Genomic DNA, 13,442 nt, shown 5'->3' on the forward strand with positions numbered 1-13,442 from the left:
CACCTCTTCTCGAAAAGGACGCATCATGCTGAACTGGAACGAATACCGGAAGGAACTCTCGACGCGCATCGGCGACATCGCCAAGCTGTCGCCGGACACGCTGGCCGGCTACCAGGCGCTGGCCGGCGCCGGCGCCAAGACAGGCCATCTCGACGCAAAAACGCGCGAGCTGATCGCGCTCGCGGTGGCGGTCACGACACGCTGCGACGGTTGTATCGCCGTGCACACCGCCGAAGCGACCAAGCATGGCGCGACGAAGGAGGAAGTGGCGGAAGCGCTCGGCGTCGCGATTGCGCTGAACGCGGGTGCGGCGCTCGTCTATTCGGCGCGCGTGATGGACGCGCTCGGCGACTGAACCTGACGGCCGCGGCGCTGCCGTCGCGTGGTGGCGCCCGGCTGCATGGCTTCAGGCTGCATGGCTGCCCGGTTGCTCACCGCACATCCGGGCAAATGACGTATGAAGATTGGCCAGCGCATCTGCCCGAATGGCTGGCCGGGCGCACGCAGGCGAGGATGCGCCGCGAAGTCGGCTACCATGCGCGAACGATCCATCGTGAAGGAGCGCTTCATGTGCCGCTGGCTCGCCTATACGGGTAATCCGATCCATCTGGAAACCGTGCTGTTCCGCGCGAAGCATTCGCTGATCGACCAGAGCCTGCATTCGGAGCTGGGGGCGACGACCACCAACGGCGACGGCTTCGGCATCGGCTGGTACGGGCGCCCCGACGAACTCCCGTTCCGCTACCGCTCCGTGCATCCCGCGTGGAACGACCGCAACCTGCGCGAAGCCGCACGCGCGATCCGCTCGCGGATGTTCATCGCGCATATCCGCGCGGCTACCGACACGCCGGTACAGGAAACCAACTGCCACCCGTTCCGCCACGGCCGCTGGCTGTTCGCGCACAACGGGCTGATCCGCGACTTCCACAAGCTGCGCCGCGACCTGACGATGAAGGTCGATCCCGCGCTGTTCCCGACGCTCGAAGGCTCGACCGACTCCGAACTGATGTTCCGCCTCGCGCTGACCTACGGCCTCGAGCAGATGCCGCTGCCCGCGCTCGAGCGGATGGTCGGCATGGTCGAGGAAACGGCCGCGCGGCACCGCGTGGACGAACCGCTCAACATGACGATCTGCGCGACCGACGGCGAGCGGATCATCGCGGTGCGTTATTCGAGCGAACGGCAGTCGCGTTCGCTGTTCCACAGCACGTCGTTTAAGCACCTCCATGAGCTGTATCCGCACAACCCGCGCATCGCCGAAGCCGGCGACGACGCGTTCATGGTCGTGTCCGAGCCGCTCGTCGACCTGCGCGGCGCGTGGGAGGAAGTGCCGGAGAGCATGGCGATCGTCGCGCAGGGTGCTGACGTGCAACAGCGGCCGTTCGCGCCGCGGCGAAAGTGACGCACTGCAGTCCTGACGAAATGAAGCGCATTCCGGTATCGAGCACGTCAGCGCGACATGGTAATCGCAGCCGTCCCGTTTTCAGGAGCCGGCACTCGCTACCGCGACGGTAACGGGAAGGGATGCGCACCCGCGCCCGAAAAAATAATAGAGCAGGACTCCGCCAATAATGCCCCAATTCAATAACTCAGCGACGGAGTAGAGCTACGGAAGCAAACCGCGAGAGCGTTTCTGCAGAATCCGCCGAATAAAAAATTAATACTCTTGCAATTTCATGCCAGCCAGGAATCGAGTGACATAATCAGCTGACGATCGGGGATGTTTGCAGGAATTCTGCGGCACCTCTCCTGGAAATCGTCGTCTTTCTTCTAACAAATACGGCACCAGTCGTTTGCTCTCCCGGCGCCCCCCCCGTGGCACAGGCCCCCACCGGGACTTGCGGCAAGCGCGACTGGAAGGCGAAAGGGGCAGAGATTCTACGCGCCTTTACACCTTCTCGGCCACGCGCGTTTATTTCGATCCGTTACGAAGAACCGGAAATCATTACCGAGCAGATACTGCGTGCAAGCCGTCGCACCACACATGGACAAAGCCTTATTCCTGATTAAAATATTCAAGTTACAAAAATTCAGAAGGCACGTTACAATTCGCCTACGGACGAATCCGAACCACAATAAAGTAGCGACGCAGTTTCCGGCACAACGAATCCGAGATGACTCAAGATCTCCAGACCTCTCTCCCTGTCACGCTGACGGGTAATCAATCCGTGCTTTCCAGCATGAAACAGGATCATGCCTTCGTGGTATGGCTCACCGGGGTTTCCGGTGCCGGGAAATCGACGCTATCGAATCTCCTGAAGGAACAACTCGATGCTCGAGGCCTTCGTTCCTTTCTGCTGGATGGCGACCAGCTCCGTGAAGGATTGAATCAGGATCTGGGATTCAGCGACGCGGACCGCCACGAGAATATTCGTCGGACGGCCGAGGTCGCGCGCCTGATGGTGAATGCAGGGCTTGTCGTTATCGTCGCCCTGATCTCGCCGTTTCAGGAAGCGCGCGCCCGGGCGCGCGCGCGCTTTGCGCCCGGGGAGTTTTTCGAAGTCTTTGTCGACGTTGAGCTGGATGTCGCGGAAGCGCGCGACCCAAAGGGGCTGTATGCGTTGGCAAGGCAAGGGGCCATTCGGCAGTTTACTGGCATCGAATCGACCTATGAAAAACCGGTGTCGCCCGACGTGCATGTGCGCACGGGTAAAGCAAGCCCGCTGGAATGCGTGCACGCAATCATTCAGAAATTGCCACTGAACGGCTGATACCGGCACGACCGCCGGCTCGTCTGCTCGCCTACTACCCTCACCTTTTTCGGCGCGCCATTTTGGCGGGCGACGGTTGAACCGCCTGCTGTAAGCCTCGCCGACCAACTGTCATGGTTGGCCGCGACGATCGAACCGCATCCGCACCGAATCAAGTCCGGCGGGCAGCCGGCGCGAACGGGCGCGCGGCCGCGGCAGCGCGGTGAACCCGAGCCGTTCGTACAGCGCGCGGGCCCGCACGTTGCGGGTCAGCACGTCGAGGACGACATCGCGGCTGCCGTCGGCCGGCAATGCCCCCGCGTCCAGCGCGTCGCGGAACAACGCACTGAAGATCCCCGTGCCGCGCTGTCGCTCGTCGGTTGCGCAATGCGCGACGAGAATCTGCGAACGCTTCGGCGCCGGAATTTCCGTTTCGAGAATCAGCCCGCGCAACAACTGCCCCATCGTGCGGCGCACGCCGAAGAAGCGCGCCAGTGCCCACACGACATGCACGTCGTCGAACATCGTCCGTTGCCCGTCGTGAATCGCCATCACGGCGAGCACGGTGCCGTCTTCACCGACCGCGACGCGATGCCGGAGCCACGAGAAGCGCCCATGGCGCGACCGGAATGCCTGCTGCAGGAAAGCGATGCAGCGCGCATCGCTTTCGCCGAGAAAAAACCCGAATTCCGCCACGCCGGACGCAAACACGAGCGGCCCGCACGACGCCGCGTCGTTCGCCTCGGCCGCACGAAACCGCACGCGCTCGCCGGCACGCGGAGCCGCTTGCGCGAACGCACCAGCCAGCGTCATGCGCTGCGCCCCGCGAGTCGCGACAACACGGCGACCGTCCGGCTGATCTGTTCCGGCTCGTGCGTCGAGCAGATGAAGAAGCGCAGGCGCGCAGCCTTTTCCTCGACGGCCGGATAGAAGATCGGCTGCACGTTGATCCCTTCGTCGAACATCGCATTGGCCCATTGCGCGGCCTTCAGCGAGCTCCCCGTGATCACCGGCACGACCGCGAACCCGGCACTCGTGCCGGTATTCAGCCCGGCGGCGCGCGCTTCGTTCAGGAACTGCCGCCCGCGCGCCTGAAGTTGCGCGACGCGCCCAGGTTCGGCCTGCAGGCGCTCGAGCGCGGCCAGCGACGCTTCGGCGAGCGTCGGCGCCAGCCCGACGCTGTACAGGAAGCCCGGCGCCAGATGGCGCAGCATGTCGACGAGCGGCTGGCAGCCGGCGATGAAGCCGCCGCAGCCGGCCAGCGTCTTGCTCATCGTGCCCATCCACATGTCGACCTGGTCGGGCGCGACGCCGCAATGCTCGCGGATGCCCTTGCCGGTCGCGCCGAGCACGCCGAGCGAATGCGCCTCGTCGACCAGCAGGAATGCACCGTGGCGCGTTTTCACGTCGACGAAGCGCTGCAGGTCGGGGAAATCGCCGTCCATGCTGTACAGCCCTTCGATCGCGATCAGCACGTGCCGGTATTCGCGGCGTACGCGCGCAAGCAGTTCGTCGAGCGCCTGCCAGTCGTTGTGCGCGAAGCTCAGCCGCTTCGCGCCGCTCAGCTGCGCGCCCTGCACGATGCTGTTGTGCGCGAGCGCATCGTGGACGATCAGGTCGCCCGGGCCGAACAGTGCGCCGATCACGGTCACGTTCGTCGCGTGGCCGCTCACGAACGCGACGCAGTCGTCGGTCTCGTAGAACGTGGCCAACGCACGTTCGAGATCGCGCTGCACCGGGCGTTCGCCCGCGACCATCCGGCTCGCCGATGCCGACGTGCCGTACCGGTCGATCGCGGCCTTCGCGCGCGCGGACACGTCCGGATCGCCAGCCAGGCCGAGGTAGTTGTAGTTCGCGAAGTTCAGGTATTCGCGTCCGCCGATCTGCGTCGTCGCACCGGCGACGCCGTCGTGCACGCGGAAAAACGGCGAGTCGACGCGCAGCTTCTCGCCCATCTCGCGCATGATCCGGACCTGCTGATACTGCGGCATCGATTCGAAGCGGCTGCGCGCCGATGCGGTCTGCGCTGCCTGCGTGCCGGGCACGCCCGGTGCCGCGGCAGCATCCGTCGCGCGCTCCAGCTGCCGTTTCAGCGCTTTCGCCGCCAGTTGCTGGCGAAGATGCTCTCCCAGTGCCATTGCTTCCTTCGCTTAATCTCGAAAAGACGCTATGTTACGCCGCGCGTCATGAAAAGACGTGGTGTCGCGCGTCGGAAAACTCGGCCCACTGCCACGCGTCGGGTGCGGCCAGCAGCGCGTCGACCAGCCGGAAATTCATCTCGTGGCTCGGCCGCAACGCGCTCACGCGCGCCAGCAGCGGCGCGCCGGCCAGCGCGAGATCGCCGACCAGGTCGAGCACGCGGTGCCGGACGAATTCATCCGGCAAGCGCATCCCGCCCAGCACGCGGCTGCCGACGATGGATGCGGTACACGACGGCCGTGCGCCGCGCAGGATCGGCACGCCGCGCAGATAGCCGGCGACGATCGCCGGCACGGCCCATTTCACGCGCCCGTACGAGCGCGACGGCGCGATTTCGGTTTCGAATGCGGCCGGCGTCAGCGCACCGTCCCAATGCATGTCGCCGAAGCCGCGCAGGTCGTTGCGCACGCTCAGTTCGTAACGCGGCGCCGGCTCGACCCGCATTTCGCGCCGCTGGTCGCCTTCGCCGTCCGTGACGACGACGGGCCGCAGCACGCGGATGAAGCGTTTCGGCGCATCGAGCGCGACCCGGCCGCACGCGTGGATGGCGTCCACCCACGGCGTGGCGCTGCCGTCGAGAATCGGCACTTCCTCGGCGTCGATCTCGACGATCGCGTGATCGATCTCGCATGCGAGCAGCGACGCGAGCAGATGCTCGATCGTGCGAACGCCGACGCCGTCGGCATTGCGCAGCATCGTGCAGAGCGGCTGGGCGCGGCGCAGCGCGGGATCGACCGGCAGCGTCGCGAGCGTGCGCCCCTGCGCGACGCGACGGAACACGACTCCCGTCACGCCGTTTTCCGGCCGCGCGGGCAGGATCCGCACACCCACCCGGCGCCCCGTGTGCAGCCCGTGACCGTCGATCGCCAGCGGACCTGCCAGCGTGCCCTGGCGCGTCGCCCAGCCGGACGGCGCGCTCATCGCGCGACCTCCAGCGTCGGCGACACCTGGCCCGCCACGGGCGCCGGCCGCGTATCGAGCATCGCGCGCGCCTCGCCTTCGATCGCGTGTTTCGCGGCAAGCGCCGCGACGGCTTCCTGAGCGGCATCGGTCGCCGCCCCGGCGTCGGACGCATCGGCCGACGCGCCGATCGAATCGACGATGCGTCCGGCCAGCGTCGTGACCGACGCGCCCTCGGCAATCGCCATCACCGACAGCTTGACCTCGAACGCTTCCTCGACCGCCAGGCCGAGTTCCATCCCCATCAGCGAATCCATGCCCATGTCGAGCACCGACTTGTCGAGCGCGATGCGGTCCGGCGTCATGTGCAGGATCCGCGCGATCTGTGCCTGCAGCGTCCGGGCAACCAGCGCGATCGCTTCGTCGCGCGGCAACGCCAGCACTTCTTCCCGCAACTGCGTGCCGCCGTCGCGCGCATCGCCGCCCTTCGCATGCGATTGCAGCAGCGAATACCGGCGTGCCTTCGCGGCGGGCATCCCGCGCGCCACGGCATGCCAGTCGAGCCGGACCACGGCTTCGCCGGCCGCACCCGCGACCAGCGCGCGCTCGAGCGCGGCCATCGCCTCGTCGGACGTGATCGATGCACCGCCGATCCGCGACTGCAACGCCTCGCGCGTATCCGCGTGGCGCGCGAGGAAGCCGACGTCCTCGAGCGGGCCCCACGCCATGAACGTGCCGGGCAACCCGGCCGCGCGACGATGTTCGACGAGCGCCTCGAGGAAAGTGTTGGCCGCGACGTAGTTCGACTGCCCCGGGTTGCCGAGATAGGTCGTCGCCGACGAATAGACGACGAACAGGTCGAGCGGCAGCGCGCGTGTCGCGCGATGCAGGTTCCACGCGCCGGCCACCTTCGGGGCGAGCACCGCGGCCATGCGCGCATCGTCGAGATTGCGCACGAGGCCGTCATCGATCGACATCGCGGAATGCAGCACGCCCTTGAGCGGGCTGCCGCGCCGCGCGATCGCGGCAATCATCGCATCGACCGCCGCGGCATCGGTCACATCGCACGAGACGACATCGACCGTGACGCCGAGCGTCGCGCGCCAGTGCTCGACCTCCTCTCGGGCCGCACCGGCAAGCTCGCCGGAACGGCTCGCCAGCGTCAGCCGGCGAGCGCCGCGCCCGACCATCCAGCGCGCGCTTGCAAACCCGAGCCCGCCCGTGCCGCCGACCACCAGGTACGTGCCACGCGGATCGAGCGCGAGCGAGCCCGCGCGCGTGACGCCGCGCGTCGGGGCCGGCGTGCCGGACGGATAGGTCACGAGTACCTTGCCGATCTGGCGCGCCTGCTGCATGTAGCGGAACGCATCTTCGGCCCGTTCAGCGGGGAACGCGCGATACGGCAGCGGATGCAGCACGCCCGCGGCGAACAGCGCCATCACTTCGCCGAACAGGCGTTCGGTCAGCTCCGGCAACGCACCCATCAACTGGTCGGCATCGATGCCGAAATAGCTGATGTTGTTGCGGAACGGCCGCAGCCCGATATGGCTGTTTTCGTAGAAATCGCGCTTGCCGAGCTCGAGGAAACGACCGAACGGACGCAGCGTGTCGATGCTGCGCACCATGGCTTCGCCGGCGAGCGAATTCAGCACGATGTCGATGCCCTGCCCGCCCGTCAGCACGCGAATGTCGTCGGCGAACGCGAGGCTGCGCGAATCGAGCACGTGGTCGGCACCGAGCAGGCGCACGAACTCGCGCTTCTCGTCGCTGCCGGCCGTTGCGAACACTTCCGCGCCGAAGTGGCGCGCAAGCTGGATCGCGGCGATCCCGACGCCGCCCGCGCCGCCGTGCACGAGCACGCGCTCGCCGCGGCGCAGCCGCGCGAGTTCGACGAGTGCGTAATACGCGGTGAAGAACGTGGTCGGCACGGTCGCCGCTTCCTCGAACGTCAGACGCTCGGGTTTCAGCGCGATCGCCTGCGCGCGCGTCCTGACGCGCGTCGCGAACGAGGCCGGCGCGAAGCCGAGAATCGCATCGCCCGGCGCGAATGCCGTCACGGCACCGCCCACCCCGACGACGCGGCCGGACAGTTCCATGCCGATCGTCGCGCCCGCGAAACCGGTCTCGACCGCCTCATCGGACAAGAGCCCCATCGCATACATCACGTCGCGGAAATTGAGGCCGGTCGCAACCGGCTCGATCTCCACCTCGTCCGCGCCCAGCTCACTTTCCGGCAACGCGAACCATTCGAGATTGCGCAACGAGCCCGGTGCATCGAACGCGAGCACGGCCGCACGCGCGATCGCGCCGTCGCTGCGGGCCGCGGCCTGCGCGGCCGTCAGCATGCGCGGCACCAGACGCCCGTGTGCGCCCAGGACGACTTCTTCCTCGACCGCCGAGCCGGTCAGCTCGCGAATCAGTGCGTCGGAAATTCCGTCCACCGCGCGATCGACGTCGATCAGGCGGCACGCGAGTTCAGGATGCTCGTTCGCCAGCACGCGACCGAGGCCCCACAGCGTTGCCTGTTCCGGATGCGCATTCGCAGCCCCGGCGAACGGCGCGCCGCCGCGCGTGACGACGGTCAAGCGCGTGGCCGCGTTCGGCTGCGCGCCGAGCGCGCGGACGAGCGCGGCCAGCGCGATCGCGCCGTGACGCTGCGCAGCCATCAGGCCGTCGCCCGTCGCCGATTCGACCAGCGGCGTTTCCGGTGCGCAGAACACCACGTGCGCCGGCTGCCCGGCCGGCAACGACGCGATCGCGTCGGCCGCATGCGTGATGTCCACGATGTCGGCCGGATAACCCGCGCGCGCCAGCGCATCGGCCAGCTGCCCGCCGAAACCGCCGGCCGCACCCGGCGCGTGCATCACGAGCCATTGTTCGTTGCGTGCGAGCGTATCGAGATCGCTCGGGTCGCCGGTGCGTTGCGCAGCAGCGGCGCTCGCGGGGTTGCGCGCGATGACGAACGTCGGCGTACCGTCCAGATCGAGCGATTGCTCGACGTGCCGCACGACGTCGACGTAGCCCGCGCGCGCGAGCGCTGCCTCGAGATCCGCCGGCGCCAGCGGCGCGGGGGCAGCGGCTTCCGTCGACGTTGCCTGCGAGGCGAACACGATGTCGGAGAAGCGGCCGTGGCGCGACTCGGCCAGCAGCAGCAGTCCGCCCGGCGCCAGCCACGACCGCATTGCATTCAGTGCATCGACCATATCATGACGGTCGCTCAGCGCGCGGTTCGCGACGATCAGGTCGTAAGGCCCGGCGTCATCGGCCGACAGCGACAGCCGCTCGCCCGACTGCAGTGCCACCGTGCGCACCGCCGCTTCCGCATCCGTGTCGAACCCGGCCAGCTGGCCGGCCGTCGCCGCGATCGTGTGGTCGCAGCGCGCGGCAGCGAGATGCATGCCGAGCGTCTGCAGCACGTCGCCGTCCGTCGCGCCCAGTTCGAGCACGCGCAGCCGGCGCGCCGGCTGCCATGCATCGACCGCCTGCTCGACGCTTGCGGTCAGCAACGCGTGCACGTGCTGCCACGTCGGCGACGCGGCAAGGAGCTGCTCGACCAGGCTGTGCCCGGTCGGCGACAGCAAGCGCGCGCCATCCTTCGCGCCGCCCAGCACGTCGGGCAACGCCGCACCGCAATGCGCGAGCAGCGTCAGTTCGGCCACGTGCCCCGGCGATTCGGCCAGCAACCCGCGCCACAGCTCGTCGAGCGGCGGCAACGCCGCACACGCTGCGTCGTCGCGCACGAGCAGCGCGCCGTCGCGATGAGCGAGACCATCCTCGACCAGCATGTCGGCAAGACGCGCGGCCAGCGCCGCACGCCCGGCCGCCGGCTGCCACGTGCCGGCGAATGCGCCGAGCGCATCGAACGCGCGGAGCGCATAGAGGCTCGCCAGCACGTCGAGCAGCGGCAGGATTTCGGTCAGATGCTGCGTCCGGCGGACGTCGTTACCGGTTGCGTCCAGCCGCACGACGGCCTGCGCGAGCAGCGCGTCGGGGGCCGGCAAACCGGCTGCATCGACGTCGCCCGGCAGCGGCATGTCTTCAAGGCGATAGACGAAGCGTGCAGGCAGGTTCTGCCGACGGCCGACGAGATCGACGCGCCGGAACCGGCAACCGCCGAGCCGCGCGACGATCGCGCCCTGCGCGTCGAGGAATTCGAAATGCGCGACGATCGAATGCGGGCTGTGCCGGTCGATCTGCACAAACACCCGCTCGACCGTGTCGCCGCGCAGATAGTCGACCCGGCCGATCTGCACCGGCACGTAAGCCGGATGCTCGCCTTCGCGTGCGTGCGCCGCCAGCAAGGCGAACAGCGGATGAAACCCGCTGTCCATCAGCGCCGGATGCAGCAGATACGCGGACAAGGCCTTCGCATCGCCGCATGCGGCCGGCGCGGCGACGTCCGCCAGCGCCGCACCGTCACTCGCGGCAACCCGCACGGTGCGAACCCAGCGGAACGCCGGCCCGTACCCAAGGCCGATGGCCGCGGTGTTTGCGTACAACGTGTCGCCGCCGGCCGCGGGCAGCGCGAGCAGACGATCGAGCGCGGCGGACGGCACGACGCTCGTATCGCCGAGCGTGTTGCCGCTTTCCAGCATCCGCCCGGTCACGTTCAGCGTCCACGCGCTGTCGGACATCCGGTCGCGCGTCTCGATCGTGAAGGTCGCGGTGCGCGGCTCGATCACGAGCCGGAACAGTTTCGCCTGCTGCGGCTGAAATACGACCGGCGTGCGGATCTCGACGTTTTCGAGCGCTGCATCCGGCGTATCGAAGAACGTCCGTGCCGCGGCGAGGGCCATTTCCACGTAACCCGCGCCCGGGAACGCCACGCCGCCGTCGACGACGTGATCGGCCAGCATCGGCAGCTTCGCCGGATCGAGCTGGTTTTCCCACGCGAATGCGTGCTCATGCAGGCGATAGCCGAGCAGCGGATGCTCGCGGCGGCGATTGACGAGGCCGTACCCTTCGACGGTAGGCGTCAGCCAGAAGCGGTCGCGCTGCCACGGATAGAACGGCAACGCGGCGCGCGATTCGCCCGGCGCGAAGCGGTCGGGATCGACGCTCGCGCCATGCGCGATCGCCGCGAGAATCGCTTGCCGCAGCGTCGCCGCGCTGCCGTGACCGCGCTTGAGCGTCGGCAGCGCCATGCCGGTTGCACCGGCGGCCATGAGCGCCTGCTTCACGTACGTACGCAGGATCGAATGCGGCGAAACCTCGACGAACAGGCGCACGCCCTGCTCGATCAGATGCGCGATGCCGTCGCCGAAGCGCACCGGCTCACGGATATTGCGCCACCAGTAGCGCGCGTCGAGCTCGGTGCCGGCAAGCGCGCCGCCGGTCACGGTCGACACGTACGTGCCGTTGCCCAACTGCGGCCGCAGGCTCGCCAGTTCGGCCAGCACGACCGGTTCGATGCGATCCATGTGGCTGCTGTGGAACGCGTAGTCGAGATCCAGCATCTGGAAGAACTTGCCGCTGCCGCGCAGCGCCGCCTCCAATGCCTGCAGACCCTGCAGCTCGCCCGCGAGCGTCACCGCGTCGGGGCTGTTGATGCCGGCGATCTCGACACGGCGCGCAAGCCCGTGGCGCGCGATCAGTTCGCGCGCCGCTGCATCGCCGATGCCGACGGCCGCCATCCGGCCGCTGCCGCGCGTCATCGCCTGCGCGCGGCTGCGGATCTTGATCACGCGCACCGCGTCGGCGAGCGACAGCGCGCCCGTTACCCACGCCGCCGCAATCTCGCCGACGCTATGGCCGATCGCCGCGTCGTAACGCATCCCGTGCGCGTCGATCACGCGGATCATGCCGACCTGGATCGCGAACAGCAGCGGCTGCGCGTTCTCCGTCGCGGCGAGCCATTCGGCGCCCTGGCCGGCCAGCCATTCCGCGCTCGGGCCACCGCGCATCACGTCGACCAGCGACGGGCTGCCGTCGGCGCACCACAGCGCGTCGACTTCGTCGAGCGCCGCGCGGAAGACGGCGTTCTCGGCATAAAGCTCGTTGCCCATCCCGACCCACTGGCAGCCGTTGCCCGAGAAGACGAGCGCGGTGCGTGGCGTGTCGGCCGGAGCCTGGCCGGTCGCCACGCAGGCGGGCAACCCTTCCGGTGCCGGCTGGGCCAGCGCCGAGAGTGCCGCACGGCCTTCGGCCGCGTCGGCCGGCGCGACGATCGCGCGATGCTCGAGCCATTGGCGGCGACGTGCGGCCGCGGCGGCAAGCGCCTGCCAGTCGCCGCCGTTGTCGAGCATCGACAGATAGCGGCCCGCGAGCGCACCGAGTGCATTCGCGCTGCGCGCGGTCAGGACGAGCGGAGACAACTGCGCGTGAGTCGGCTCGGGCGCGGCCGCCGACGTCTGGTTTGCAGCGGGCGCCTCGGTCAGCACGACGTGTGCGTTCGTCCCGCCGAAGCCGAACGAGTTGACGCCGACCGTCAGCGGCGCGTCGCCCGCGTCGAGCGGCATGAAGCGATCGACGACACGCAGACGCCCGCCGTCGAAATCGATGCCCGGATTGGGCGTGACGAAATGCAGCGAGCGCGGTACCGCGCGATGCTTCAGGCACAGCACGGCCTTCAGCAGCCCGGCCATGCCGGATGCCGTCTCGAGGTGGCCGATGTTGGTCTTCACCGAACCGATGAGCAGCGGACGATCGGCCGGGCGCTCGCCCGACACGACGTCGATCAGCGCACGCGCCTCGATCGGATCGCCGACCGCCGTGCCGGTGCCGTGCGCCTCGAGATACGCCAGGGACTGCGGATCGATGCCCGCGCGCGCGTAGACGCTGCGCAGCAGCGAGGCTTGCGCGGCCGCGCCCGGCACGCTGATACCGCCCGGCGAGTGGCCGACCGAGTTCACGCCGGAGCCGGCGATCACCGCATGGATCGTGTCGCCGTCGGCGAGCGCGCGATCGAGCGGCTTGAGCAGCACGAACGCGCCGCCTTCCGAGCGGACATAACCGTCGCCGGTTGCATCGAACGCGCGGCAACGGCCGCGCGGCGACAACATCGACGCCTTGGAGAAGCTGACGAAACCGAACGGGTGCAGCAGCAGGTTGACGCCGCCCGCGAGCGCCACGTCGGCTTCGCCGGACTGCAGCGCCTTGACGGCCTGGTGGAGCGCGACGAGCGACGACGAGCAGGCCGTATCGACGGACATGCTCGGGCCGCGCAGGTCGAACAGGTAGGACACGCGGTTCGACGCGATACTCAGGGTGTTGCCGGTCGCCGAATACGGATCGATCACGTTCAGATCGTCCATGTTGCGGTTGCCGTAATCCATGCTGGCGGCGCCGACGAAGACGCCGCAGTTGCTGCCGCGCATGTCGGCCGGGCGCACGCCCGCGTCCTCGAACGCTTCCCATGCGAGTTCGAGCAGCAGGCGCTGCTGGGGATCCATCTGGGCCGCTTCGCGCGGGGAAATGCCGAAGAACGCGGCGTCGAAGCCGGCGACGTTGTCGACGACGCCGGCCGAGAACGTGTAGCTCTTGCCCGGTTCGCGCTTGGACGGGTGCTGGTAGAAATCGGTGCCGAAGCGGTCGGCGGGGATTTCGGTCACTGCGTCGCGTTCGTCGCGCAGCAGTTGCCAGAAGTCGCCAAGATCGTTAGCGCCCCCGGGAAACCGACAAGCCACCCCAATTATTGCAATCTTACTGTTCATC

At 68.3% G+C, this 13,442-nt stretch carries 7 protein-coding genes; 3 read left to right on the forward strand and 4 right to left on the reverse strand.

Annotated features, from left to right (window positions below):
• Positions 1–25: 25 nt before the first annotated feature.
• The 3 genes from ACTJLD_RS18470 to cysC all read left to right on the forward strand — a co-directional run bounded on the left by ACTJLD_RS18470 (position 26) and on the right by cysC (position 2,711).
• On the forward strand, positions 26–355 hold the full coding sequence (locus ACTJLD_RS18470; protein WP_059698881.1) for a carboxymuconolactone decarboxylase family protein: 330 nt from the start codon (positions 26–28) through the stop codon (positions 353–355).
• A gap of 213 nt (positions 356–568) precedes the next feature.
• Positions 569–1,402 carry a class II glutamine amidotransferase gene (locus tag ACTJLD_RS18475; RefSeq protein WP_060313833.1) on the forward strand — a complete coding sequence of 278 codons (834 nt, stop codon included), beginning with the start codon at positions 569–571 and terminating at the stop codon, positions 1,400–1,402.
• A 778-nt stretch (positions 1,403–2,180) separates the two neighbouring features.
• Positions 2,181–2,711, forward strand: coding sequence for an adenylyl-sulfate kinase (cysC, locus tag ACTJLD_RS18480; protein ID WP_124819737.1), 531 nt, complete (start codon positions 2,181–2,183; stop codon positions 2,709–2,711).
• Between the two features lie 111 nt (positions 2,712–2,822).
• Here the strand turns inward: cysC and ACTJLD_RS18485 are convergent, their stop codons facing one another.
• Genes ACTJLD_RS18485 through ACTJLD_RS18500 form a run of 4 tightly spaced genes read right to left on the reverse strand, consistent with a single transcriptional unit; the run spans position 2,823 to position 13,441 of the window.
• Positions 2,823–3,503 carry a GNAT family N-acetyltransferase gene (locus ACTJLD_RS18485; RefSeq protein ID WP_440659410.1) on the reverse strand — a complete coding sequence of 227 codons (681 nt, stop codon included), beginning with the start codon at positions 3,501–3,503 and terminating at the stop codon, positions 2,823–2,825.
• Positions 3,500–4,828, reverse strand: a complete 1,329-nt coding sequence (locus ACTJLD_RS18490; protein WP_322077081.1) for an aminotransferase class I/II-fold pyridoxal phosphate-dependent enzyme — start codon at positions 4,826–4,828, stop codon at positions 3,500–3,502. The genes ACTJLD_RS18485 and ACTJLD_RS18490 overlap by 4 nt, the downstream gene beginning before the upstream one ends.
• 46 nt (positions 4,829–4,874) lie before the next feature.
• Positions 4,875–5,810, reverse strand: coding sequence for a UDP-3-O-acyl N-acetylglycosamine deacetylase (locus ACTJLD_RS18495; protein WP_440659411.1), 936 nt, complete (start codon positions 5,808–5,810; stop codon positions 4,875–4,877).
• Complete coding sequence (locus ACTJLD_RS18500; RefSeq protein ID WP_440659412.1) at positions 5,807–13,441, reverse strand: SDR family NAD(P)-dependent oxidoreductase; 7,635 nt, start codon at positions 13,439–13,441, stop codon at positions 5,807–5,809. Before ACTJLD_RS18500 ends, ACTJLD_RS18495 begins: the two co-directional genes overlap by 4 nt.
• Position 13,442 lies beyond the last annotated feature (1 nt).

Origin of the sequence: Burkholderia sp. 22088, assembly GCF_052045915.1 — a bacterium.
GTDB classification, from domain to species: Bacteria; Pseudomonadota; Gammaproteobacteria; order Burkholderiales; family Burkholderiaceae; genus Burkholderia; species Burkholderia cepacia.

Coding starts and splice junctions, on each gene's coding strand:
- ACTJLD_RS18490 (WP_322077081.1), bottom strand. CDS start 4,828: ATGGCACTGGGAGAGCATCTTCGCCAGCAACTGGCGGCGAAAGCGCTG.
- ACTJLD_RS18495 (WP_440659411.1), bottom strand. CDS start 5,810: ATGAGCGCGCCGTCCGGCTGGGCGACGCGCCAGGGCACGCTGGCAGGT.
- cysC (WP_124819737.1), top strand. CDS start 2,181: ATGAAACAGGATCATGCCTTCGTGGTATGGCTCACCGGGGTTTCCGGT.
- ACTJLD_RS18470 (WP_059698881.1), top strand. CDS start 26: ATGCTGAACTGGAACGAATACCGGAAGGAACTCTCGACGCGCATCGGC.
- ACTJLD_RS18475 (WP_060313833.1), top strand. CDS start 569: ATGTGCCGCTGGCTCGCCTATACGGGTAATCCGATCCATCTGGAAACC.
- ACTJLD_RS18485 (WP_440659410.1), bottom strand. CDS start 3,503: ATGACGCTGGCTGGTGCGTTCGCGCAAGCGGCTCCGCGTGCCGGCGAG.
- ACTJLD_RS18500 (WP_440659412.1), bottom strand. CDS start 13,441: ATGAACAGTAAGATTGCAATAATTGGGGTGGCTTGTCGGTTTCCCGGG.